Origin of the sequence: Pseudomonas sp. CFBP13508 (genome assembly GCF_005233515.1) — a bacterium.
Classification (GTDB): Bacteria; Pseudomonadota; Gammaproteobacteria; order Pseudomonadales; family Pseudomonadaceae; genus Aquipseudomonas; species Aquipseudomonas mercuritolerans.
In genome coordinates this window covers 387378-407929 of the sequence record NZ_QFZZ01000003.1, presented here as the reverse complement: position 1 = coordinate 407929, position 20552 = coordinate 387378, and the positions used below count along the sequence as shown (strand labels likewise).

Sequence of the window (20552 nt, the reverse complement as noted above, 5' to 3'; positions counted from 1 at the left end):
GGTCTCCCGCGCAGTCGATCAGAGATCGGCCGGCAGCGGCTCTTTCAGCCAGGTTTGCGAGTTCTTTTCCAGTGCGCCGTCAGCCTTGGCGGTGTTGAGGATGTCGTTGACCTTGGTCAGCAGCGCCGCTTCGTTCTTGTTCACACCGACGTAGACCGGCGAATCCTTGAGCTTCACTTTCAGCGCCGGTACGCGCTTGGGGTTCTTCTCGCTGATGGCCACCATTACCACGTTGCCGCTGGCGATCAGATCGACCTGGCCTGCCAGATAAGCGGCGATGGTCGAGTTGTTGTCTTCGAAACGTTTGATGGTCACGCCTTCGGGGGCGACTTTGCTCAGCTCGATGTCTTCGATGGCGCCACGGGTGACGCTGATGGTCTTGCCCTTGAGGTCGTCGAGGCTGGTGATCGCAGCGTCGGGCGGGCCGAACACGGCGAGATAGAACGGCGCATAGGCGCGGGAGAAGTCGATGACCTTCTCGCGCTCGGCGTTTTTGCCGAGGCTGGAAATCACCAGATCGACCTTGCCGGTGGTGAGGAACGGGATGCGGTTGGTGCTGTTGACCGGGGTCAGTTCGAGTTTGACCTTGAGTTGGTCAGCGAGCAGTTTCGCCGTGTCGATATCCAGGCCGCGCGGCTTCATGTCCGGGCCGACCGAGCCGAACGGCGGGAAGTCCTGGGGCACGGCAACTTTCAGCGTGCCGCGTTTGACCACGTCGTCCAGACCGTCGGCGTGAGCGGGGGCCTGGCACAGCAGCAGGCCGGTAAACAGGGAAGCGAGGAGGGCGCTGTAACGCTGGGTCATGGACTATCTCCGGATCGGCGGGAAGTGGTTGCTGCGATCGGACAGAGCATGGCCCGTGCCAACAGGCGGATTTCGCCCCGGCAGGCCGCGGCACCAGCGGCTTCGTTCGGTCTTACTGGTCTGAACAGTCAGCTCGGTTTTCGCACTGCGATGGCGCATCGGCTGCACGCGCCGAACCCCGCTGGGGCACGACTTGCCGGACTCGACGAATAGCTTTACAACTAGCCGCACCTTGGCCCTGACGCGTCCGCACATCATGAATTCGATCTCCCGCGCCGTACCCGAAGTGGCGCTGCAAGCGATCCGCAAACTGATCACCGAGCAGGGCTTCGGTGCCGGTGACGCGTTGCCTTCGCAACGGGATCTGGCGCTGCAACTGGGCGTCAGCCGGGCATCGTTGCGTGAAGCGTTGTCGTCGCTCAGTGCACTGGGCGTGGTCAGCATTCAGCCGGGCAAGGGCGTGTTCGTGCAGTCGCCGGTCGAATTGTCGCGCGGCGACAACGCGCCAGGCTGGTCGTTTGCGGCGCAGGCATCACCGCTGGATATCTTTCAACTGCGCTATGCGCTCGAAGGGTTTGCAGCAGGGTTGGCGGCGGTGACGTTGAGCACGTTCGATCTGGATGCGCTGGAAGACAACGTTGCGGCCATGCGCGAGCAACTGAAGCTCGGCGACTTTGAAGCGGCGGCGAAACTCGACTTCGAATTTCACCGGCGCATCCTCCTCGCCAGCGGCAATCAAGCGATGCTGAGCATCCTCACCGCCAGCGCCGAGATTTTTCTCGAGAGCCAGAAACTGCCGTTCATCCGCGCCGAGCGCGCCATGGAAACCTGGCAGGAACACCGCAAGATCCTCCGCGCACTAGCGCGCCGTGCGTCGGGAGCAGCGCAAAAAGCCATGCAGGAACATGTGCGCAACGCCGCCCTGCGTACCGGAATCGCCTTCATCGCTCCCGCCACGGCGTGACTTGAGCTATACCCAAACTCATCAAGGGCCATAGCAACACTCAATCATCTGCGGCTTCCTGAACAAGGGAAGGGCGGCTATGATGGGCCACGTTTTTTTGCTTACAACCTGGAGAATTCCATGAGCAGCGATCTGATCAAACACGTTAGCGACGCTAGCTTCGAAGCCGACGTACTCAAGGCCGAAGGCGCTGTCCTGGTCGACTACTGGGCTGAATGGTGCGGCCCTTGCAAAATGATCGCACCGGTTCTGGACGAGATTGCCGAGACTTACAAAGGCAAGCTGACCGTCGCCAAACTGAACATCGACGAAAACCAGGAAACCCCGGCCAAGCATGGCGTGCGTGGTATCCCGACGCTGATGCTGTTCAAGAACGGCAACGTTGAAGCGACCAAGGTCGGCGCACTGTCGAAGTCGCAGCTGGCGGCGTTCCTCGACGCCAACATCTGAGCGTCGCAGTAAAACGCTGAAAAAAAGCCCCGCAAATCGCGGGGCTTTTTGCGTATTCAGGGCTAGACGCTCCGAAACTCAGGTGGTACATTCGGCCCCGCACTGGTTTCTCCAATGCCCCCTGCTAGCCGTCGCCGACGCACTCCTTTTCGAATTAGTTCGCGATCCTGTCGCCTTCTCCGCGGCGCGGCCTCATTAAGCCAAAAGCTTAATTTCCCCCCCTCCATAAATGATTACGTCATTCCTATATGAATCTGACTGAACTCAAGCAAAAGCCGATTACCGAACTGCTCGAATTGGCCGAACAGATGGGCATAGAAAATATGGCCCGTTCGCGCAAGCAGGACGTGATTTTCTCCCTGCTGAAAAAGCACGCGAAAAGCGGCGAGGAAATCTCCGGTGATGGCGTGCTGGAGATTCTCCAGGACGGCTTCGGCTTCCTGCGCTCCGCAGACGCTTCCTACCTCGCCGGCCCTGACGACATCTACGTCTCGCCGAGCCAGATCCGCCGCTTCAACTTGCGCACCGGTGACACCATCGTTGGCAAGATCCGCCCTCCGAAGGAAGGCGAGCGGTATTTCGCCCTGCTCAAGGTCGACACGATCAACTTCGATCGTCCGGAGAACGCGAAAAACAAGATTCTCTTCGAGAACCTGACGCCGCTGTTCCCGACCGTGCGCATGAAGATGGAAGCCGGCAACGGTTCCACCGAAGACTTGACCGGTCGCGTGATCGACCTGTGCGCGCCGATCGGCAAAGGCCAGCGTGGCCTGATCGTCGCACCGCCGAAAGCCGGTAAAACGATCATGCTGCAGAACATCGCAGCGAACATCGCCCGTAACAATCCTGAAGTTCACCTGATCGTGCTGTTGATCGACGAGCGTCCGGAAGAAGTGACCGAAATGCAGCGCACCGTGCGCGGCGAAGTGGTTGCCTCGACCTTCGACGAGCCGCCGACCCGTCACGTGCAGGTTGCTGAAATGGTCATCGAGAAGGCCAAGCGCCTGGTCGAACACAAGAAAGACGTGGTGATCCTGCTCGACTCCATCACTCGTCTGGCCCGTGCCTACAACACCGTGATCCCGAGCTCCGGCAAGGTATTGACCGGTGGTGTCGATGCCCATGCCCTCGAGAAGCCGAAACGTTTCTTCGGTGCCGCGCGTAACATCGAAGAAGGCGGCTCGCTGACCATTATCGCCACCGCGCTGGTTGAAACCGGCTCGAAGATGGACGAAGTGATCTACGAAGAGTTCAAGGGTACCGGCAACATGGAGCTGCCTCTGGATCGCAAGATCGCCGAGAAGCGTGTGTTCCCGGCTATCAACATCAACCGCTCCGGCACCCGCCGCGAAGAGTTGCTGACCGCCGACGACGAACTGCAGCGCATGTGGATTCTGCGCAAGCTGCTGCACCCGATGGACGAAGTTGCCGCCATCGAGTTCCTGGTCGACAAGCTGAAAACGACCAAGACCAACGACGAGTTCTTCTTGTCGATGAAGCGCAAGTAATACGCTGGCGTTTCAACAAAGGACGCTCCCGCGAGGGGGCGTTTTTTTTGCCCCGAAAAATCTCGCGGCCATCACGGATATCTGTTCATGGGCCGATTTTGCGGCGTCGGCAGCGCACTCCCGAGTTCAAGGCCTGCGCCTTCGCCGCAGTGCGGGGGCCACAATCGAGCGATGACGGGCTGCTGTTTGCCCGTCAGAGCAGGTAGGATGTACGCCTATTTTGAGGGTGCCATCGTCAATGAAATTCAAGGATCTTCGGGATTTCGTGCAGCAGCTTGAGCAGCGCGGAGAGTTGAAACGCATCCAGATTCCCGTCTCGCCGGTGCTGGAGATGACTGAGGTGTGCGACCGCACGCTGCGGGCCAAAGGCCCGGCACTGTTGTTCGAGAAGCCCACCGGTTACGACATTCCGGTGCTCGGCAATCTGTTCGGCACCCCCGAGCGCGTGGCCATGGGCATGGGCGCCGAGTCGGTCAGCGAGCTGCGCGAAATCGGCAAGCTGCTGGCCTTTCTCAAGGAGCCGGAGCCGCCGAAGGGCTTGAAGGACGCGTGGTCGAAACTGCCGATCTTCCGCAAGATCATTTCGATGGCGCCAAAAGTCGTCAAAGACGCGGTGTGCCAGGAAGTGGTCATCGAAGGCGACGATGTCGATCTGGCGATGTTGCCGGTGCAGACCTGCTGGCCCGGCGACGTCGGCCCGCTGATCACCTGGGGCCTGACCGTTACCAAAGGTCCGAACAAGGAACGCCAGAACCTCGGTATCTACCGCCAGCAAGTGATCGGCCGCAACAAGGTGATCATGCGCTGGCTCAGCCACCGTGGTGGTGCCCTCGATTTCCGCGAGTGGTGCGAGAAGCACCCGGGCCAGCCGTTCCCGGTGTCCGTGGCCCTGGGCGCCGATCCGGCGACGATTCTCGGTGCCGTGACGCCGGTGCCGGACAGCCTTTCGGAATATGCTTTCGCCGGTCTGCTGCGGGGTAACCGCACCGAACTGGTCAAGTGCCGTGGCAACGATCTGCAAGTGCCGGCCACCGCCGAAATCATTCTTGAAGGCGTGATTCATCCGGGCGAGATGGCCGACGAAGGCCCGTATGGCGACCACACCGGTTACTACAACGAAGTCGACAGCTTCCCGGTGTTCACCGTCGAGCGCATTACTCACCGGATCAAACCGATCTATCACAGCACTTACACCGGCCGTCCGCCGGATGAGCCGGCGATTCTCGGCGTGGCGCTGAACGAAGTGTTCGTGCCGATCCTGCAGAAGCAGTTTCCGGAGATCACCGACTTCTACCTGCCGCCGGAAGGTTGCTCGTACCGCATGGCTGTGGTGACGATGAAGAAGTCGTATCCGGGGCATGCCAAGCGCGTGATGCTCGGCGTCTGGTCGTTTTTGCGACAGTTCATGTACACCAAGTTCGTTATCGTCACTGACGACGATATCAACGCCCGCGACTGGAACGACGTGATCTGGGCCATCACCACGCGCATGGACCCCAAGCGCGACACGGTGATGATCGACAACACGCCGATCGACTACCTCGACTTCGCCTCGCCGATTTCCGGCCTGGGCTCGAAAATGGGCCTGGATGCCACCCACAAGTGGCCGGGCGAAACCACCCGCGAGTGGGGCCGCGTGATCGTCAAGGACGACGCCGTCACCCAGCGGATCGATGCCATCTGGAATCAGTTAGGAATAGATTGATGCGTGTAACCCTGCAGCCTTCCGGAGCCGTGCTCGAGATCCAACCCGGTGAGCGGATTCTCGACGGCGCGCGGCGCCTGGGCTATGACTGCCCGCAAAGCTGCCGCAACGGCAATTGCCACGTGTGTGCAGCGCTGCTGGTCGAGGGCCGCGTCGAGCAGGCCGGCAAAGTCCACGATCATGGCGAGTTCTACACCTGCATCGCCGCACCGCTGGAAGACTGCGTGCTGTTGTGGGATGGCGTGCTCGCACTCGGTGAATTGCCGGTGCGCAGCCTGTCGTGTCAGGTCATCGAGTGTCGCGAGGTCGGTGGCGACACCTGGCGCGTGCGTCTGCGTGCACCGGCCGGCAAGCCGCCGCGCTATCACGCCGGGCAGTATTTGATGATCGAGCGCGAGAGCGGCGAGAAATCCGCCTTCTCGATGGCTTCGGCACCCCACGGCGGGCGTGATCTGGAAATTCACGTGCTGGCGCGCGAAGCCAGTGCGTTGAGCCTGATCGAACAGCTGCAACGCAACCCGCTGGTGCGTGTCGAGCTGCCCTTTGGCGATACCCACTTGGCCGAATTGCCTGACGGTCCGCTGGTGCTGATCGCCGCTGGCACCGGCATGGGCCAGATTCATGCCTTGATCGAGCATTGCCGCGCTGAAGGTTTCAAGCATCCGGTGCATCTGTACTGGGGCGTGCGCCGCCCGGAAGATTTTTATCAGATCGAACACTGGGACGAATGGCTGAAGCTGCCCAATCTGTTCCTGCACAAAGTGGTCAGTGACCAGTGCGGCTGGGAAGGGCGCTGCGGCATGCTGCACGAGGCGGTTTGCGAGGATTTCCCCGATCTGAAGCCGCTACATGTCTATGCCAGCGGTTCGCCAGCGATGGTTTACGGCACCCTGGATGCGCTGGTCGAGGCGGGCATGGATGCGCATCAGATGCGCGCCGATGTGTTCGCCTATGCGCCGCGCTCTTGAAAATGTGGGAGCGAGCTTGCTCGCGAATGCCGTTTTTCAGTCACCATTGACGTCGCCTGACAGATTGCTTTCGCGAGCAAGCTCGCTCCCACATTGGTTCTATGCGTTATAACTCCGCTTATAGCCGATCGGTATTTATGTAATTGAATAAATACCGCTAGGTTATATATCAATCAGGCAATTAATCACCGCCGGTGTGATGGCACTTAATTTGCCTTAAAACATATGTGCCTTATTGTTACAGCGGTGCGTTCTATTAAGTAATTCTTCACCCGCGGGGAGCTGAACGCTATTCGCCATGAGCGCCATTGAAAACGCAATTCTGAACCTGGCTTACCCTCCGCGGCTCGATCTTGGGCCGCAGCTGACGCACGAACAACTTCTCGCTTCCATGCAATCGACCATGGCGCGCCACAAGGGCGGGCCGGTGTGGCTGTTCGCGTATGGTTCGCTGATCTGGCGGCCGGAGTGCACGGCAGTCGAGCGCATGCGCGGTCGCGTGCACGGCTACCATCGCGGCTTGTACCTGTGGTCCCACGAGCACCGCGGTACGCCGGAGATGCCCGGTCTGGTATTCGGTCTGGATCGCGGCGGTTCGTGCAGTGGCTTTGCCTACCGCTTGCCGGAAGACAATCTCGATACCGCGCTGTATGCGCTATGGAAACGTGAGATGCCGTTTCCGTCGTACCGTCCGCACTGGCTCAATTGCCGGCTCGAAGATGGCACTCAGGTGCAGGCCTTGGGATTCGTGCTGGAGCGTCACCTGCCGAGCTATGCCGGCAACTTGCCCGATCATGTGCTCAGCCAGGTGTTCGCCAGCGCCAGCGGGCGCTACGGCACCACTCGCGATTATGTCGAGCAGACCGTTCACGCCCTGCGCAGCCACGCCATGCCAGACCGCAATCTGGAGGCGCGGCTCAAGCGCTGTAAATCACACAGCGATCAGGCGACCGCTTCACGGCTCTGACTGGCGACTTGCTTGTGCCACAGCGTTGGCGCCAGGAAGGCCATCGCCAGCAGGCAAGCGCCGACCAGCAGCACGAAACCGCCATCCCAGCCGAAGTGGTCAACGGTGTAGCCCATCGCCGCACTGGCCGCGACCGAACCCCCCAGATAACCGAACAGACCGGTGAAGCCCGCTGCAGTACCGGCGGCTTTCTTCGGCGCCAGTTCCAGCGCTTGCAGGCCGATCAGCATCACCGGGCCGTAGATCAGGAAGCCGATCGACAGCAGGGCGATCATGTCGACCATCGGATTGCCGGCCGGATTCAGCCAGTAAACCAGGGTCGCGACAGTCACCAAGGCCATGAACACCATGCCGGTCAGACCACGGTTGCCACGGAAGATCTTGTCCGACATCCAGCCGCACAGCAGCGTGCCCGGAATGCCCGCCCACTCGTAGAAGAAATAGGCCCACGAGGTTTTATCCACGGTGAAGCCCTTGGCTTCCTTCAGGTACGTCGGCGCCCAGTCCAGCACGCCGTAGCGCAGCAAGTAGACGAAAACGTTGGCCAGAGCGATGTACCAGAGCATTTTGTTGCGCAGCACGTATTTGACGAAGATTTCCTTGGCGCTGAATTCGTCTTCGTGGCTGGCGTCGTAGCCTTCCGGGTAGTCGTTCTTGTACTGCTCGATCGGCGGCAGGCCGACCGATTGCGGGGTGTCACGCATGGTGATGAAGGCGAACACCGCCACGCCCAGTGCGACTGCTGCCGGGACGTAAAACGCCGCGTGCCAGTCGTTGAACAGGCCCATGCCGATCAGGAACAGCGGGCCGATCAGACCGCCGCCGACGTTATGCGCCACGTTCCATACCGACACCACGCCGCCGCGTTCCTTCTGCGACCACCAGTGCACCATGGTCCGCCCGCTCGGCGGCCAGCCCATGCCCTGCGCCCAGCCGTTGATGAACAACAGAATGAACATCATCGTTACGCTGGACGTTGCCCACGGCGCGAAACCGAAAATGAACATCACCCCGGCCGAGACCAGCAGACCGAACGGCAGGAAGAAGCGCGGGTTGGAACGGTCGGACACCAGGCCCATGAGGAACTTCGACAGGCCGTAAGCAATAGCGATCGCCGACATCGCCAGACCAAGGTCGCCACGGCTGTAGCCTTCGTCGATCAGGTACGGCATGGCGAGGGAGAAGTTCTTGCGCAGCAGGTAGTAACCGGCGTAGCCGATAAAGATACCGGCGAAGATCTGCCAGCGCAGGCGGCGGTAGGTGCTGTCTATTTTTTCTTCAGGCAATGGAGCCTGATGTGCGGCAGGACGAAAGAAAGCAAACATTCAAGAGCTCCAGTTTTCTTGTTTTGACTGCGGATGCGAATGTTACAGTTTCGTTACCGAAAATAGCATCGCTTCACGTCGGCAAAACAGCGGAAATTTGGGCAGATGAGCGTTCCTTTATGAACATGTCGCTCTGAGATAAGAAGGCGGCGCTGAGGGGATGGTGGCTCGGGTGGGTTTCTGCGGTTTAACGTATTGGCGAGGCGGATCTCAACGGTAAAGCGATCCGGATTGCTGCTCCGGATCGCTCCATGTTTTAACGAACCTGAACGACAACCTTGCCCACAGCCTTGCGCTGGCCAAGATCATCGATCGCCTGCGCGGCATTGCTCAGCGGATACACCTGCGACACCAGCGGTTTGAGTTTGCCCTCGGCAAACCAGGCAAACAGCTGCTGGAAGTTTGCTGCGTTGTCCGGGGGTTGGCGCTGGGCAAAGGAGCCCCAGAACACGCCGAGCACCGCCGCGCCTTTGAGCAGGGCGAGGTTGACCGGCAGTTCCGGGATGCGTCCGCTGGCGAAGCCGACCACCAGCAGGCGGCCGTTCCAGGCGATGGCGCGAATGGCCTGGTCGAACAGGTCGCCGCCGACCGGGTCGTAGATCACGTCGGCGCCCTGGCCATCGGTGAGGCGTTTGATCTCGTCCTTCAGACTGGCTTCGCTGTAGTTGATCAGCTCATCGGCGCCGGCAGCCTTGGCCACCGCGAGTTTTTCGGCGCTGCTGGCGGCAGCGATCACGCGGGCACCCATGGCTTTGCCGATCTCCACTGCGGCGAGGCCGACGCCGCCCGATGCGCCGAGCACCAGCAGGGTTTCGCCCGCTTGCAGGTTGGCGCGTTGTTTGAGCGCGTGCATCGACGTGCCATAGGTCATGCTGAATGCAGCGGCAATGTTGAAGTCCATCGACGGTGGAGTCGGCAACACGTTGTAGCCTGGCACCGCAACCTGCTCGGCAAAACTGCCCCAACCGGTCAGCGCCATGACCCGGTCGCCGACTTTCAGATGGCTGACCTTTTCCCCGACTTCACGCACCACGCCCGCCGCTTCACCGCCCGGCGAAAACGGGAAGGGCGGTTTGAACTGGTACTTGCCCTCGATGATCAGCGTGTCCGGGAAGTTGACCCCGGCGGCGTGCACGTCCAGCAGGATTTCATTCTTCTTGGCGACAGGACTGGCGACGTCTTCCAGCACCAGCGATTCGGCAGGGCCGAAGGCTTTGCACAGCACGGCTTTCATCAGGGCTATTCCTTTGGGAGTGATGGCCGATAAGTGTAGGTGTGTGAATCAACGGGTCAACGAGCATGTCCGGCCCTGATAGTCAGCCATAAGCTTGTGCTTGCGCGGCGGGTCGTTATGCTAGGCCGCAAACCGGATAAGGAGCGAATTGTGAAAGCGTGGATCATGTTGTTGCTGGCCCTGTCTCTGCCTGTGGCAGCACTGGCCGAAGAAGCCAAAGAAGGCGAGGCGCCGAAGGTCAATTACATCACCCTGAGCCCGCCGTTCGTCGGCAACTATGGCCTCGACGGCACCGCCAAGCTCAAGGTCTACAAGGCCGATGTGGCCCTGCGCGTAACCGGCGAAGAGGCGACCAAACTGGTCAAGGCCAACGAGCCGCTGATCCGCAATCAGCTGGTGGCGTTATTCACTCAACAGTCGACCGAGGCGATGGGCAGCATCGAGGGCAAGGAAAAGCTGCGTCAGGAAGCGTTGAAGCAGACCCAGCAGGTCATGAATGACGAGACCGGCAAGCCTGTTGTTGAGGATCTGTTGTTCAACAACCTGATCATTCAGTAAGTCATTCGCTGTCCGGGCAGGCCTCTTCGCGAGCAGGCTCGCTCCCACAGTGGATTGGTGGTGATGCACATTTTTGCATTCACCGAATAACCCTGTGGGAGCGAGCCTGCTCGCGAAAGCTATTTATCAGGCAAAAATGAATCAGGTTTGAGCCCGATAACCGCCGCCCACTGTTCTGGTGTGACCGGCATCACCGACAACCGCGAGCCCTTCTGCACCAGTGGCAGCTCCGCGAGCGCCGTCTGCTGCTTCAGATAATCCAGCTTCAACACCCGTTTGAACGTCTCGACATGCTCGACATCGATCGCGCTCCAGGCATTTTTTTCTGCTGTAGCCTTCGGATCGAAGTAATGGCTGTCCGGCTCCAGCGCCGTCGGATCGGGATAGGCCGCTTCAATAATCTTGCCGATCCCGGCAATCCCCGGCTCGGGGCAGCTGGAATGATAGAAAAAGAACTCGTCACCGACCGCCATCGCCCGCAGGAAATTGCGTGCCTGATAGTTGCGAACCCCGTCCCAGCGCGCCTTGCCGAGCTTTTCCAGGCCCTTGATCGAGAGTTCGTCGGGCTCTGATTTCATCAGCCAGTAGGCCATGTGTTGTGCTCCTGAAGCGGTCATTGGGCAGGTTGTCGGGCAATTTTATGACAAACCGACAGTCGGTTGACGTCAGCGTTTGCGCACAGGTTCACGTTGCCGCAAAATGCCGGCCTTTAAAGCTTGACGCTGCTGCACGGCCTACGAACGGAAACCGCTGCTGTCATCGTGATGATGTGCCTTGAGGGGGGCAATCGATGAAACGCAAACCGGATTTGCTATGGACTTTGGTAATTTTGTTTGGCCTGGGCGTGGTAACCACCGGTTACGCGCAGAGCCTGTGGGCCAACAAGACCGATGCGCCGATTGAAGTGGCGCAACAGGTGCAACAGTCGACCGCTTTCAAACGCTGAACCTGTCTCTTCGACGCCGCTGTTCCGTGCGGCGTCTACTCTGCGAAATACCACGCCTTGTCGGTGACCGTGCCTTGTAACGGCACATCCCAGCTCGCCTGCGCCAAACGCTCGACCTTCTGACATTCATGGGCCAGGCCCAGCAGCGTCGGCTTGCGCCAGTTTTTGCGCCGGGCCAGATAGGCGAGGCTGCGGTCATAAAATCCGCCGCCCATGCCCAGGCGCCCGCCGACATCGTCAAACCCCACCAGCGGCAACAGCACCAGATCCAGCGCCCAGACCTTGCGTTGCCGAGCCAGATTGGCCCGGGGCTCAAGGATGCGGAAACGATTGGGCATGAGCTTTTCGCCGGGGCGGATGCGCTGGAAGACCATTTTCGTTCGTGGCCAAGCACTGAGTACCGGCAGATAAGTCGCCTTGCCGCGACGCTGGGCTTCGCGCAGGAGCAGGCGCGGATCGATTTCACCGTCGGTGGGCAAATACAGGGAGATATGTTTTGCCCGTCGAAAGTGCGGGTCTTGCGCCAATTGCCGGAACAGGCCTTTGGCAGCCTGGCGTTGTTCGCCTGGCGTCAGTGCGCGGCGCGACTTGCGCAGCAGGCGGCGGAGTTGCGGGCGGCGGAGTTGCGGGCGGGGCAGCAGCGCGGGTTCGGTCATGGTTCGGCTTCGGCAGGTGGATGCAAAAACGTACGCATAAAAAATCCGATGTCGGCATACACCGACATCGGATTCGAATCAGGCTCCCCGGATGAACCGCTGTCAACTCAGCCCTTGAACCCGAAAGTTCAAGGTGGAAGAAGCAGTAGACTTTAAGGCTTTCCGTCTAGCGGACATGCACACCAGCCCAACGTGCAACTTCCAGGGTAGTGCGAATCGGCTCCGGGACATCGTCAACTGGCAAGCACCCCAGGGAGTGCCGCGAGTATACCTCAAGCTGTCAGTCGAATCAGCCCTTGGCGGTGTTCTGATCGTCGGCCAGGACCAGATCGACACGATCAAGCAAGTCGCGCACCTGTTCGCGGGTCGAACCGCTGGCCTGGATGTCCGGGCGCTCTTCTTTGTGCAACAGGTCGTGGGTGATGTTCAGCGCGGCCATCACGGCAATGCGGTCGGCGCCGATGACTTTGCCGCTGCTGCGGATCTCGCGCATCTTGCCGTCCAGGTAGCGGGCGGCGCTGACCAGATTGCTGCGTTCTTCCGGCGGGCAGATGATCGAATACTCTTTGTCGAGGATCTGCACGGTAACGCTATTGCTTGAACTCATGAGTCTTGCTCCAGGGCCTTGAGGCGCGAAATCATCGATTCGACCTTACGCCGGGCGATTTCGTTTTTTTCAATGAGGTGAGCGCGTTCCTCGCGCCAGGTTTTTTCCTGAGCTAGTAAGAGTGCGTTTTGACTCTTAAGTTGCTCGACTCGGCCAATCAGCAGTTCGAGTCTGGCCATCAGCGCTTGCAGGTCGGTGTCTTCCATTGGGTCCACGTGTTCGTCTGATGGGTGGTGACTGGCGGACAGCCTTTAATGGTCTTGGCGGGGCTGTCGATGTAGGATACAAGGCCTTCATTCTAGACATAGCGCCGTCTGGCGCCTAGCTGCCCATGACCATTGCGAATTCCCCGTACCAAGCCTTTGCCACCCTGCTGACTGCCAGCGGCCACAACGTCTCGCCTGCCGAACTGCACGGCGTGCTGCTCGGGCGCAGTTGCGCCGGGGCCGGCTTCGATCACGAAGGCTGGTTGATCGACGCCGCCGAACTGCTCGAAGGCGAGATCCAGGACAACGTCCGCAACGCCCTGATCGGCCTGCAGGAGATGGTCAAAGGCGAGCTGACTGGCGACGACGTCACCGTCGTTCTGCTGCTGCCGACCGACGATGCGCCGCTGGCCGACCGCGCTGCTGCACTGGGCGAATGGTGCCAGGGCTTCCTCAGCGGGTTCGGCCTGAACTGCCGCGACAGCAGCATGCTCAGCACCGAAGCCACCGAAGTGCTGCAGGATCTGGCCGCCATATCCCAGGTGCAGGACGCGCTGGAAGAATCCGAAGACGGCGAATCCGACTACATGGAAGTCATGGAATACCTGCGCGTCGCGCCGTTGCTGCTGTTCTCGGAAACCAAAAAAGCCGATGTGCCGTCAGCCGCCAAGCCGTCGTTGCATTAATCGCGTGCCAGGGAAAGCCATCTGCCCATGACCCATATCCCCAAAGCGGAATACAGCCGTCGCCGCAAGGCCCTGATGGCGCAGATGGAACCCAACAGCATCGCGATCCTGCCCGCCGCCGCGGTGGCCATCCGCAACCGCGACGTCGAGCATGTCTACCGTCAGGACAGCGACTTCCAGTACCTCAGCGGTTTTCCCGAGCCACAAGCCGTCATCGTCCTGATGCCCGGTCGCGAGCACGGTGAGTACATCCTGTTCTGCCGTGAACGCAACGCCGAACGCGAATTGTGGGATGGCCTGCGCGCAGGGCAGGAAGGCGCGATCCGCGAGTACGGCGCCGACGATGCTTTTCCGATTACCGACATCGACGACATCCTCCCGGGCCTGATCGAAGGCCGCGACCGGGTGTATTCGGCGATGGGCAGCAATCCCGAATTCGATCGGCACCTGATGGACTGGATCAACGTGATCCGCTCCAAGGCGCACCTCGGCGCGCAGCCGCCGAATGAATTCGTTGCCCTGGATCATCTGCTGCACGACATGCGCCTGTATAAATCGGCGGCAGAAGTGAAGGTGATGCGCGAAGCCGCGCGGATCTCGGCGCAAGCGCATATCCGCGCGATGCAGGCCAGTCGTCCGGGGCTGTATGAATATAGCCTCGAAGCCGAACTGGATTACGAATTCCGCAAGGGCGGGGCGAAGATGCCGGCCTACGGTTCGATCGTCGCCGCCGGGCGCAACAGCTGCATCCTGCATTACCAGCAGAATGACGCGCTGCTCAAGGATGGCGATCTGGTGCTGATTGACGCTGGTTGCGAGATCGACTGCTACGCCAGCGACATCACCCGTACGTGGCCGGTCAACGGCAAGTTTTCGCCGGAGCAGAAGGCGATCTACGAGTTGGTGCTGGCTTCGCAGGAAGCGGCGTTTGCCGAGATCGCCCCCAACAAGCACTGGAATCAGGCGCACGAAGCCACGGTGCGGGTGATCACAGCAGGTCTGGTCAAGCTTGGCTTGTTGCAGGGTGAGGTTGACGAGTTGATCGCCAGCGAAGCCTACAAGGCTTTTTATATGCACCGTGCCGGCCACTGGCTGGGCATGGATGTGCATGACGTCGGCGAGTACAAGGTCGGCGGCGAATGGCGCGTGCTGGAGGTCGGCATGGCGCTGACCGTGGAGCCGGGCATCTACATCGCGGCGGACAATCAGAACGTGGCGAAGAAATGGCGCGGCATTGGCGTGCGCATCGAGGATGACGTGGTCGTGACCCGATCCGGCTGTGAAATCCTCACCAGCGGCGTGCCGAAAACCGTCGCCGAGATCGAAGCGCTGATGGCACAAGCAAGGACACACGCAGCATGAGTCGAGTCAATCTGGCAATCATCGGTGGCGGTCTGGTCGGCGCCAGTCTGGCGTTGGCGTTGCAGGCCGGGGCCAAGGCGCAGGGCTGGAAGATCGTCCTGATCGAACCGTTCGCCCCCGGCGACAGCTGGCAACCGAGCTACGACGCCCGCTCCTCGGCGCTGTCGTTCGGCTCGCGGCAGATTTATCAGCGCCTGGGTGTGTGGCAGGAAATTTCCCGCCGCGCCGAGCCGATCAAACAGATTCACGTCTCCGACCGTGGCCGCTTCTCCACCGCGCGTTTGTCGGCGATGGAAGAGGGTGTGCCAGCGCTCGGTTACGTGGTGGAAAACGCTTGGCTCGGCCAGTGCCTGTGGCAACACCTCGACAAAGACGTGATCACGTGGCGCTGCCCGGCGGAAGTCACGCGCATGGAACCGTTGGCCGATGGCTACCGCCTGACCCTCAACGACGAAACCACACTGGAATGCGACCTCGCGGTACTCGCCGATGGCGGCCGCTCCGGGTTGCGCGAACAGTTGGGCATTAACGTGCGCACGCGCCCGTACAACCAGAGCGCGCTGATTGCCAACATCACCCCGAGTGAAGCGCACAACGGCATGGCCTTCGAGCGCTTTACCGACGAAGGCCCGATGGCCCTGCTGCCGTTGCCGGACAATCGCTGCGCACTGGTGTGGACGCGGCTGGGCATGGACGCGCAGCGTCTGACTGAATTGAGCGAGCGTGATTTTCTCAGCGAGCTGCAAGGCGTGTTCGGTTACCGCCTCGGCACTTTGAAACAGGTCGGCGCACGGCATCTTTATCCCCTGTCACTGATCGAAGCTGAAGAACAGGTGCGCTCGCATCTGGCCGTGCTCGGCAACGCCGCACACAGCCTGCACCCGATCGCCGGCCAGGGCTTCAACCTGTCGCTGCGTGACGCCGACGCCCTGGCTGCTGCGCTGCTGGCCAGCGACAAGCCGCTGGGCGACTTCGCCACGTTGCAGGCCTATCGCGAGCGGCAGCGCCTTGATCAGGACATGACGGTGGGCTTCTCCGATCAGGTCACGCGCCTGTTCGGCAGCAGCCAACCGCTTGTGTCGCTGGGGCGCAACCTCGGCCTGCTCGGCCTCGACCTGCTGCCACCGGCCAAGCGCTGGTTCGCGCGGCAGGCGATGGGTCTGGGAACCCGTCCGGATGCTTGAGTGGCTGGCCGGCATTTTCATTTTCAGGATCGCGCCACCAACAGGCGCGCTCGGTAAAACCCTTTACATGCGGCGCAAGCCGCAAGCGAGACAGGCCTAAAGCATGGAAATGCGCGCAGATCTGCTGATTGTCGGAGCCGGAATGGTCGGCAGCGCCCTGGCGCTGGCGCTACAGGACAGTGGGCTGGAAGTGCTGCTGCTCGACGGTAGCCCGTTGAGCGTGAAACCGTTCGATGCCGAAGCGACGTTCGAACCGCGCGTCAGTGCATTGTCGGCGGCGAGCCAGCGCATTCTCGAGCGCCTCGGCGTCTGGGACGGCATCGCCCAGCGGCGCAGCAGCCCGTACACCGACATGCACGTCTGGGACGGCAGCGGCACCGGGCAGATTCATTTCTCGGCGAGCAGTGTGCATGCCGAGGTGCTCGGCCACATCGTCGAAAACCGCGTGGTGCAGGATGCGCTGCTCGAGCGTTTGCATGATTGCGACCTCGGCATGCTGGCCAATGCGCGGCTGGAGCAGATGCGTCGCTCCGGCGACGACTGGCTGCTGACCCTGGCCGATGGCCGCACCTTGCGCGCACCGCTGGTGATCGCGGCCGATGGCGCCAATTCTGCCGTGCGCCGTCTGACCGGCGTGGCGACCCGCGAGTGGGATTATCTGCATCACGCCATCGTCACCAGCGTGCGCTGCAGCCAGCCGCACCGCAAAACCGCCTGGCAGCGCTTTACCGATCACGGGCCATTGGCGTTTTTGCCGCTGGAGCGTGATGGTCAGCAGGACTGGTGCTCGATCGTCTGGTCGACCACACCGGCTGAAGCCGAGCGCTTGATGGCGCTGGAAGAGACTGCGTTTTGCGCTGAGCTGCAGCGAGCCTTCGAGGGACGCCTCGGTGAGGTCATCAGCTCTGATCCGCGGTTGTGCGTACCGCTGCGTCAGCGTCACGCCAAGCGTTATGTCGCAGAGGGCCTGGTGTTGATCGGTGATGCGGCGCACACCATTCACCCGTTGGCGGGGCAGGGCGTGAACCTTGGTTTCCTCGATGCAGCGGTGCTGGCGGAAGTGCTGCTGCAAGCGCATGAGCGTGGTGAGCGACTGGCGGATGTCAAAGTATTGAGCCGTTATGAGCGCCGGCGCATGCCACACAATCTGGCGCTGATGGCGGCGATGGAAGGCTTCGAGCGGTTGTTCCAGGCCGACCCGCTGCCACTGCGCTGGTTGCGCAATGCCGGGTTGAAGCTGGTCGAGCAGATGCCCGAGGCGAAGGCGTTGTTTGTGCGCGAGGCGCTGGGGTTGACTGGGGATCTTCCAGCTCTGGCAAAGCCCTGACCGCCTCATTGAGGCTGATGGCCCCTTCGCGAGCAGGCTCGCTCCCACTGTTGAGATGCATTCCAATGTGGGAGCGAGCCTGCTCGCGAAAGCGTCCGCCCACTTACCCCAGTTTTGAGCCGTGCAACATCTGGTAACGCCTTCCCCCAGTGTTCGATTGTGGTGGTAAATGTGAGTCCTTATCATTTGGCCCACCTTTCCCGACCGTGAGACCACTCCCATGTTGGCACCCAAGCGTCTTCTGACCGCACTGGCCTTGACCCTGATCGGCAGCATCACTGCCCAGGCCGCCGATGAGGTGGTGGTTTACTCGTCGCGCATCGATGAGCTGATCAAACCGGTATTCGATGCCTACACCGCCAAGACCGGGGTGAAGATCAAGTTCATCACCGACAAGGAAGCGCCGCTGATGCAGCGCATCAAGGCCGAAGGTGAAAACGCCACAGCCGATTTGCTGCTCACCGTCGATGCCGGCAACCTCTGGCAGGCCGAGCAGATGGGCATCCTCCAGCCATTCACCTCGAAAACCATCGATGCCAATATTCCCGCGCAATATCGCTCGTCCACACACGCCTGGACCGGCCTGAGCCTGCGCGCGCGGACCATCGCCTATTCCACCGAGCGGGTGAAACCGGGCGAACTGACCACTTACGAAGCGCTGGCCGACAAGAATTGGGAAGGCCGCCTGTGCCTGCGCACGGCGAAGAAGGTCTACAACCAGTCGCTGACTGCGACCATGATCGAAGTCCACGGCGCCGAGAAGACCGAGAAAATCCTCAAGGGCTGGGTCAACAACCTGTCCACCGACGTGTTCTCCGATGACGTTGCAGTACTGGAAGCGATCAACGCCGGGCAGTGTGACGTTGGCATCGTCAACACCTACTACTACGGTCGCCTGCATAAGCAGAAGCCTGAACTGCCGGTGAAACTGTTCTGGCCGAATCAGGCCGATCGCGGTGTGCATGTGAACCTGTCGGGCATCGGCCTGACCAAACATGCGCCGCACCCGGAAGCCGCGAAGGCTTTGGTCGAATGGATGACCACGCCTGAGGCACAGACGATTTTTGCCGATGTGAACCAGGAATTCCCGGCCAACCCGGCGGTGGCGCCTTCGGAAGAAGTGGCGGCGTGGGGCAAGTTTGTTGCCGATACCTTGCCGGTAGAAGTGGCGGGCAAACGTCAGGCCGAGGCGATCCGGATGATGGATCGGGCGGGGTGGAACTGAGGCGTTTCGTGTAACTGTTGATCTTTCAAGATCGCTCCCTCACCCCAGCCCTCTCCCGGAGGGAGAGGGAGCCAACTTGTATTGTTTTCGAAACTTGAGTTCGACTCAATATCTCAGGTCGATGTAGTTTGCATGAGCACCTCGGTCAGTTCCCTCTCCCTTCGGGAGAGGGCTAGGGTGAGGGCAGCAATCCCAACCTGAAATACGCAATCCAAGAACACCCCAATCCCTCCAGAGACCCAAAAGTGGCCCACCCCGCCCAACGCCGCTGGTACCCCATCGTTTTCGCCATCGCCGCGCTGGTGTTGTTGCCGCTGAGCGTGCTGCTGCTGTCGTGGCAGACCATCGATCAGCAGATCTGGTCGCACCTGTGGCAAACCCAGATGCCGCGTCTGCTCGGCAATACCCTGACGCTGATCCTCGGTGTCGGTGTGGGCGTGACCCTGCTGGGTGTCAGCCTGGCGTGGCTGACCAGCCTCTGCGAATTTCCCGGTCGGCGCTGGCTCGACTGGGCGCTGATGCTGCCCTTCGCCATCCCTGCCTATGTACTGGCGTTCGTCTTCGTCGGCCTGCTCGATTTCGCCGGCCCCGTGCAAACCCTGCTGCGCGAATGGTTCGGCAGCGGCCTGCGCCTGCCGCGGGTGCGTTCCACCGGCGGGGTGATCGTGGTGCTGGTGCTGGTTTTTTATCCCTACGTTTATCTGCTGGCGCGTACCGCGTTTCTGGCTCAGGGCAAAGGTTTGATGGAAGCGGCTCGGGTGCTCGGGCAGTCGCCGTGGCAGGCGTTCTGGCGGGTTGCGCTGCCGATGGCGCGTCCGGCGATCGGCGCGGGCGTGGCGCTGGCGCTGATGGAAACCCTGGCCGATTTTGGCGCGGTGTCGGTTTTCAACTTCGACACCTTCACCACGGCCATCTACAAAACCTGGTACGGCTTCTTCAGCCTGCCCAGCGCCGCGCAACTGGCCAGTCTGTTGCTGCTGGTGGTGATGCTGGTGCTCTACGGCGAGCGCCGTGCACGCGGGGCGAATCGGGCCGGCAACGAGCGGCCACGGGTGAAAGCGCTGTATCACCTGCGCGGGCTCAAAGCGTTCGCGGCGACAGGCTGGTGTGGATTGGTGTTCGCCTGCGCCTTTGTCATTCCGGTGCTGCAACTGATCGTCTGGTTCTGGCAGCGCGGGCGCTTCGATCTGGATGAGCGCTACGCCGGGCTGATTCTGCACACGCTGTATCTGGGCGCGATGGCGGCGCTGATTACCGTCAGCGTTGCGCTGTTGCTGGCGTTCGCCCGGCGTCTGGCGCCGACCCCAGCCATTAACTCCGGCGTCGGCCTGGCCAATCTCGGCTACGCCTTGCCCGGTTCGGTGCTGGCGGTGTCGATCATGCTCGCTTTCAGTTATCTGGATCGTGAGCTGGTGATTCCGCTCTCCGCCTGGCTCGGCGGTGCCGGCAAACCGTTGCTGCTCGGCAGCCTTGCGGCGTTGCTGATGGCCTATCTGGTGCGCTTCATTGCTGTCGCTTACGGGCCGCTGGAAAGCAGTCTGGCGCGTATACGGCCATCTTTGCCTGAAGCGGCACGTAGCCTGGGTGTCAGTGGGCCGCGACTGTTTTTCAAAGTGTATCTGCCGCTGCTGCTGCCCGGCACCTTGAGCGCCGCGTTGCTGGTGTTCGTCGATGTGCTCAAGGAAATGCCCGCGACCCTGCTGATGCGCCCGTTTGGCTGGGACACGCTGGCGGTGCGCATTTTTGAAATGACCAGTGAAGGCGAATGGGCGAGGGCGTCCTTGCCGGCATTGACGCTGGTGCTGGTCGGGTTGTTGCCGGTGATCGGATTGATTCGACGTTCGGCGCACCGAAACACTTAGTAGTGAGT

The 20552-nt window shown here is 61.1% G+C and carries 21 protein-coding genes and 1 other RNA gene; 14 read left to right on the top strand and 8 right to left on the bottom strand.

Annotated elements, in window-relative coordinates; genetic code table 11:
* Positions 1 to 18: 18 nt before the first annotated feature.
* Positions 19 to 804, bottom strand: coding sequence for a transporter substrate-binding domain-containing protein (locus tag PspCFBP13508_RS10250; RefSeq protein ID WP_137214371.1), 786 nt, complete (start codon positions 802 to 804; stop codon positions 19 to 21).
* 256 nt (positions 805 to 1060) lie between these two features.
* On the opposite strand from PspCFBP13508_RS10250, the gene PspCFBP13508_RS10245 reads away from it, so the two are divergent.
* From PspCFBP13508_RS10245 to PspCFBP13508_RS10220, 6 genes are all read left to right on the top strand, one after another.
* Positions 1061 to 1768: a FadR/GntR family transcriptional regulator gene (locus PspCFBP13508_RS10245; RefSeq protein ID WP_073471078.1), complete on the top strand. Its 708-nt coding sequence runs from the start codon at positions 1061 to 1063 to the stop codon at positions 1766 to 1768.
* 120 nt (positions 1769 to 1888) lie between these two features.
* Entirely contained in the window at positions 1889 to 2218 is a 330-nt protein-coding gene (gene trxA / locus PspCFBP13508_RS10240) for a thioredoxin TrxA (protein WP_003206727.1), read from the top strand.
* 248 nt (positions 2219 to 2466) lie between these two features.
* Positions 2467 to 3726 carry a transcription termination factor Rho gene (rho, locus tag PspCFBP13508_RS10235; RefSeq protein WP_003229334.1) on the top strand — a complete coding sequence of 420 codons (1260 nt, stop codon included), beginning with the start codon at positions 2467 to 2469 and terminating at the stop codon, positions 3724 to 3726.
* 238 nt (positions 3727 to 3964) lie between these two features.
* Positions 3965 to 5431 carry a 4-hydroxy-3-polyprenylbenzoate decarboxylase gene (gene ubiD / locus PspCFBP13508_RS10230; protein WP_039757427.1) on the top strand — a complete coding sequence of 489 codons (1467 nt, stop codon included), beginning with the start codon at positions 3965 to 3967 and terminating at the stop codon, positions 5429 to 5431.
* Positions 5431 to 6399: a CDP-6-deoxy-delta-3,4-glucoseen reductase gene (locus PspCFBP13508_RS10225; RefSeq protein WP_137214370.1), complete on the top strand. Its 969-nt coding sequence runs from the start codon at positions 5431 to 5433 to the stop codon at positions 6397 to 6399. The genes ubiD and PspCFBP13508_RS10225 overlap by 1 nt, the downstream gene beginning before the upstream one ends.
* A gap of 298 nt (positions 6400 to 6697) precedes the next feature.
* The gene (locus tag PspCFBP13508_RS10220; protein ID WP_042607082.1) at positions 6698 to 7366 is read left to right on the top strand and encodes a gamma-glutamylcyclotransferase; all 669 of its coding nucleotides are present in this window, start codon (positions 6698 to 6700) and stop codon (positions 7364 to 7366) included.
* Here the strand turns inward: PspCFBP13508_RS10220 and glpT are convergent.
* Entirely contained in the window at positions 7342 to 8691 is a 1350-nt protein-coding gene (gene glpT, locus PspCFBP13508_RS10215) for a glycerol-3-phosphate transporter (protein WP_024014747.1), read from the bottom strand. The genes PspCFBP13508_RS10220 and glpT overlap by 25 nt on opposite strands.
* Before the next feature lie 256 nt (positions 8692 to 8947).
* Positions 8948 to 9925, bottom strand: a complete 978-nt coding sequence (locus tag PspCFBP13508_RS10210; RefSeq protein WP_137214369.1) for an NADPH:quinone oxidoreductase family protein — start codon at positions 9923 to 9925, stop codon at positions 8948 to 8950.
* 150 nt (positions 9926 to 10075) lie between these two features.
* On the opposite strand from PspCFBP13508_RS10210, the gene PspCFBP13508_RS10205 reads away from it, so the two are divergent.
* On the top strand, positions 10076 to 10483 hold the full coding sequence (locus tag PspCFBP13508_RS10205; protein ID WP_056791694.1) for a flagellar basal body-associated protein FliL: 408 nt from the start codon (positions 10076 to 10078) through the stop codon (positions 10481 to 10483).
* A 119-nt stretch (positions 10484 to 10602) separates the two neighbouring features.
* Here PspCFBP13508_RS10205 and PspCFBP13508_RS10200 read toward each other — a convergent pair whose 3' ends face one another.
* Positions 10603 to 11076 (bottom strand): EVE domain-containing protein, encoded by a 474-nt coding sequence (locus PspCFBP13508_RS10200; protein ID WP_130911325.1) that lies wholly within the window; start codon positions 11074 to 11076, stop codon positions 10603 to 10605.
* A 197-nt stretch (positions 11077 to 11273) separates the two neighbouring features.
* Here PspCFBP13508_RS10200 and PspCFBP13508_RS27420 point away from each other — a divergent pair, with 197 nt between their 5' ends.
* On the top strand, positions 11274 to 11429 hold the full coding sequence (locus PspCFBP13508_RS27420; protein ID WP_024014743.1) for a hypothetical protein: 156 nt from the start codon (positions 11274 to 11276) through the stop codon (positions 11427 to 11429).
* Positions 11430 to 11464: 35 nt separating this feature from the next.
* Here PspCFBP13508_RS27420 and PspCFBP13508_RS10195 read toward each other — a convergent pair whose 3' ends face one another.
* The 4 genes from PspCFBP13508_RS10195 to PspCFBP13508_RS10180 all read right to left on the bottom strand — a co-directional run bounded on the left by PspCFBP13508_RS10195 (position 11465) and on the right by PspCFBP13508_RS10180 (position 12898).
* Positions 11465 to 12085 (bottom strand): 5-formyltetrahydrofolate cyclo-ligase, encoded by a 621-nt coding sequence (locus PspCFBP13508_RS10195; RefSeq protein ID WP_137214368.1) that lies wholly within the window; start codon positions 12083 to 12085, stop codon positions 11465 to 11467.
* 80 nt (positions 12086 to 12165) lie between these two features.
* A non-coding RNA gene (gene ssrS, locus PspCFBP13508_RS10190) (6S RNA) lies at positions 12166 to 12344 on the bottom strand.
* Positions 12345 to 12374: 30 nt separating this feature from the next.
* Complete coding sequence (locus tag PspCFBP13508_RS10185) at positions 12375 to 12692, bottom strand: cell division protein ZapA (protein WP_016772632.1); 318 nt, start codon at positions 12690 to 12692, stop codon at positions 12375 to 12377.
* Complete coding sequence (locus PspCFBP13508_RS10180) at positions 12689 to 12898, bottom strand: TIGR02449 family protein (RefSeq protein ID WP_007911197.1); 210 nt, start codon at positions 12896 to 12898, stop codon at positions 12689 to 12691. Before PspCFBP13508_RS10180 ends, PspCFBP13508_RS10185 begins: the two co-directional genes overlap by 4 nt.
* Positions 12899 to 13023: 125 nt before the next feature.
* Between PspCFBP13508_RS10180 and PspCFBP13508_RS10175 the strand changes: the two genes are divergently transcribed.
* From PspCFBP13508_RS10175 to PspCFBP13508_RS10150, 6 genes are all read left to right on the top strand, one after another.
* Positions 13024 to 13584 (top strand): YecA family protein, encoded by a 561-nt coding sequence (locus PspCFBP13508_RS10175; protein ID WP_137214367.1) that lies wholly within the window; start codon positions 13024 to 13026, stop codon positions 13582 to 13584.
* Between the two features lie 27 nt (positions 13585 to 13611).
* Positions 13612 to 14946 carry a Xaa-Pro aminopeptidase gene (gene pepP, locus PspCFBP13508_RS10170; protein WP_039757435.1) on the top strand — a complete coding sequence of 445 codons (1335 nt, stop codon included), beginning with the start codon at positions 13612 to 13614 and terminating at the stop codon, positions 14944 to 14946.
* Positions 14943 to 16130 (top strand): 2-octaprenyl-6-methoxyphenyl hydroxylase, encoded by a 1188-nt coding sequence (ubiH, locus tag PspCFBP13508_RS10165; RefSeq protein ID WP_137214366.1) that lies wholly within the window; start codon positions 14943 to 14945, stop codon positions 16128 to 16130. The genes pepP and ubiH overlap by 4 nt, the downstream gene beginning before the upstream one ends.
* A gap of 109 nt (positions 16131 to 16239) precedes the next feature.
* Positions 16240 to 17457 (top strand): 2-octaprenyl-3-methyl-6-methoxy-1,4-benzoquinol hydroxylase, encoded by a 1218-nt coding sequence (locus PspCFBP13508_RS10160; protein WP_178084485.1) that lies wholly within the window; start codon positions 16240 to 16242, stop codon positions 17455 to 17457.
* Between the two features lie 220 nt (positions 17458 to 17677).
* On the top strand, positions 17678 to 18682 hold the full coding sequence (locus tag PspCFBP13508_RS10155) for an extracellular solute-binding protein (protein WP_137214364.1): 1005 nt from the start codon (positions 17678 to 17680) through the stop codon (positions 18680 to 18682).
* Between the two features lie 245 nt (positions 18683 to 18927).
* Positions 18928 to 20544, top strand: a complete 1617-nt coding sequence (locus tag PspCFBP13508_RS10150) for an iron ABC transporter permease (RefSeq protein ID WP_137214363.1) — start codon at positions 18928 to 18930, stop codon at positions 20542 to 20544.
* Positions 20545 to 20552: the final 8 nt, after the last annotated feature.

What these genes read in the sequence shown, in the direction of transcription:
- PspCFBP13508_RS10250 (WP_137214371.1), bottom strand. Translation starts at nt 804, where the DNA reads ATGACCCAGCGTTACAGCGCCCTCCTCGCTTCCCTGTTTACCGGCCTG.
- PspCFBP13508_RS10245 (WP_073471078.1), top strand. Translation starts at nt 1,061, where the DNA reads ATGAATTCGATCTCCCGCGCCGTACCCGAAGTGGCGCTGCAAGCGATC.
- trxA (WP_003206727.1), top strand. Translation starts at nt 1,889, where the DNA reads ATGAGCAGCGATCTGATCAAACACGTTAGCGACGCTAGCTTCGAAGCC.
- rho (WP_003229334.1), top strand. Translation starts at nt 2,467, where the DNA reads ATGAATCTGACTGAACTCAAGCAAAAGCCGATTACCGAACTGCTCGAA.
- ubiD (WP_039757427.1), top strand. Translation starts at nt 3,965, where the DNA reads ATGAAATTCAAGGATCTTCGGGATTTCGTGCAGCAGCTTGAGCAGCGC.
- PspCFBP13508_RS10225 (WP_137214370.1), top strand. Translation starts at nt 5,431, where the DNA reads ATGCGTGTAACCCTGCAGCCTTCCGGAGCCGTGCTCGAGATCCAACCC.
- PspCFBP13508_RS10220 (WP_042607082.1), top strand. Translation starts at nt 6,698, where the DNA reads ATGAGCGCCATTGAAAACGCAATTCTGAACCTGGCTTACCCTCCGCGG.
- glpT (WP_024014747.1), bottom strand. Translation starts at nt 8,691, where the DNA reads ATGTTTGCTTTCTTTCGTCCTGCCGCACATCAGGCTCCATTGCCTGAA.
- PspCFBP13508_RS10210 (WP_137214369.1), bottom strand. Translation starts at nt 9,925, where the DNA reads ATGAAAGCCGTGCTGTGCAAAGCCTTCGGCCCTGCCGAATCGCTGGTG.
- PspCFBP13508_RS10200 (WP_130911325.1), bottom strand. Translation starts at nt 11,076, where the DNA reads ATGGCCTACTGGCTGATGAAATCAGAGCCCGACGAACTCTCGATCAAG.
- PspCFBP13508_RS27420 (WP_024014743.1), top strand. Translation starts at nt 11,274, where the DNA reads ATGAAACGCAAACCGGATTTGCTATGGACTTTGGTAATTTTGTTTGGC.
- PspCFBP13508_RS10195 (WP_137214368.1), bottom strand. Translation starts at nt 12,085, where the DNA reads ATGACCGAACCCGCGCTGCTGCCCCGCCCGCAACTCCGCCGCCCGCAA.
- PspCFBP13508_RS10185 (WP_016772632.1), bottom strand. Translation starts at nt 12,692, where the DNA reads ATGAGTTCAAGCAATAGCGTTACCGTGCAGATCCTCGACAAAGAGTAT.
- PspCFBP13508_RS10180 (WP_007911197.1), bottom strand. Translation starts at nt 12,898, where the DNA reads ATGGAAGACACCGACCTGCAAGCGCTGATGGCCAGACTCGAACTGCTG.
- PspCFBP13508_RS10175 (WP_137214367.1), top strand. Translation starts at nt 13,024, where the DNA reads ATGACCATTGCGAATTCCCCGTACCAAGCCTTTGCCACCCTGCTGACT.
- pepP (WP_039757435.1), top strand. Translation starts at nt 13,612, where the DNA reads ATGACCCATATCCCCAAAGCGGAATACAGCCGTCGCCGCAAGGCCCTG.
- ubiH (WP_137214366.1), top strand. Translation starts at nt 14,943, where the DNA reads ATGAGTCGAGTCAATCTGGCAATCATCGGTGGCGGTCTGGTCGGCGCC.
- PspCFBP13508_RS10160 (WP_178084485.1), top strand. Translation starts at nt 16,240, where the DNA reads ATGCGCGCAGATCTGCTGATTGTCGGAGCCGGAATGGTCGGCAGCGCC.
- PspCFBP13508_RS10155 (WP_137214364.1), top strand. Translation starts at nt 17,678, where the DNA reads ATGTTGGCACCCAAGCGTCTTCTGACCGCACTGGCCTTGACCCTGATC.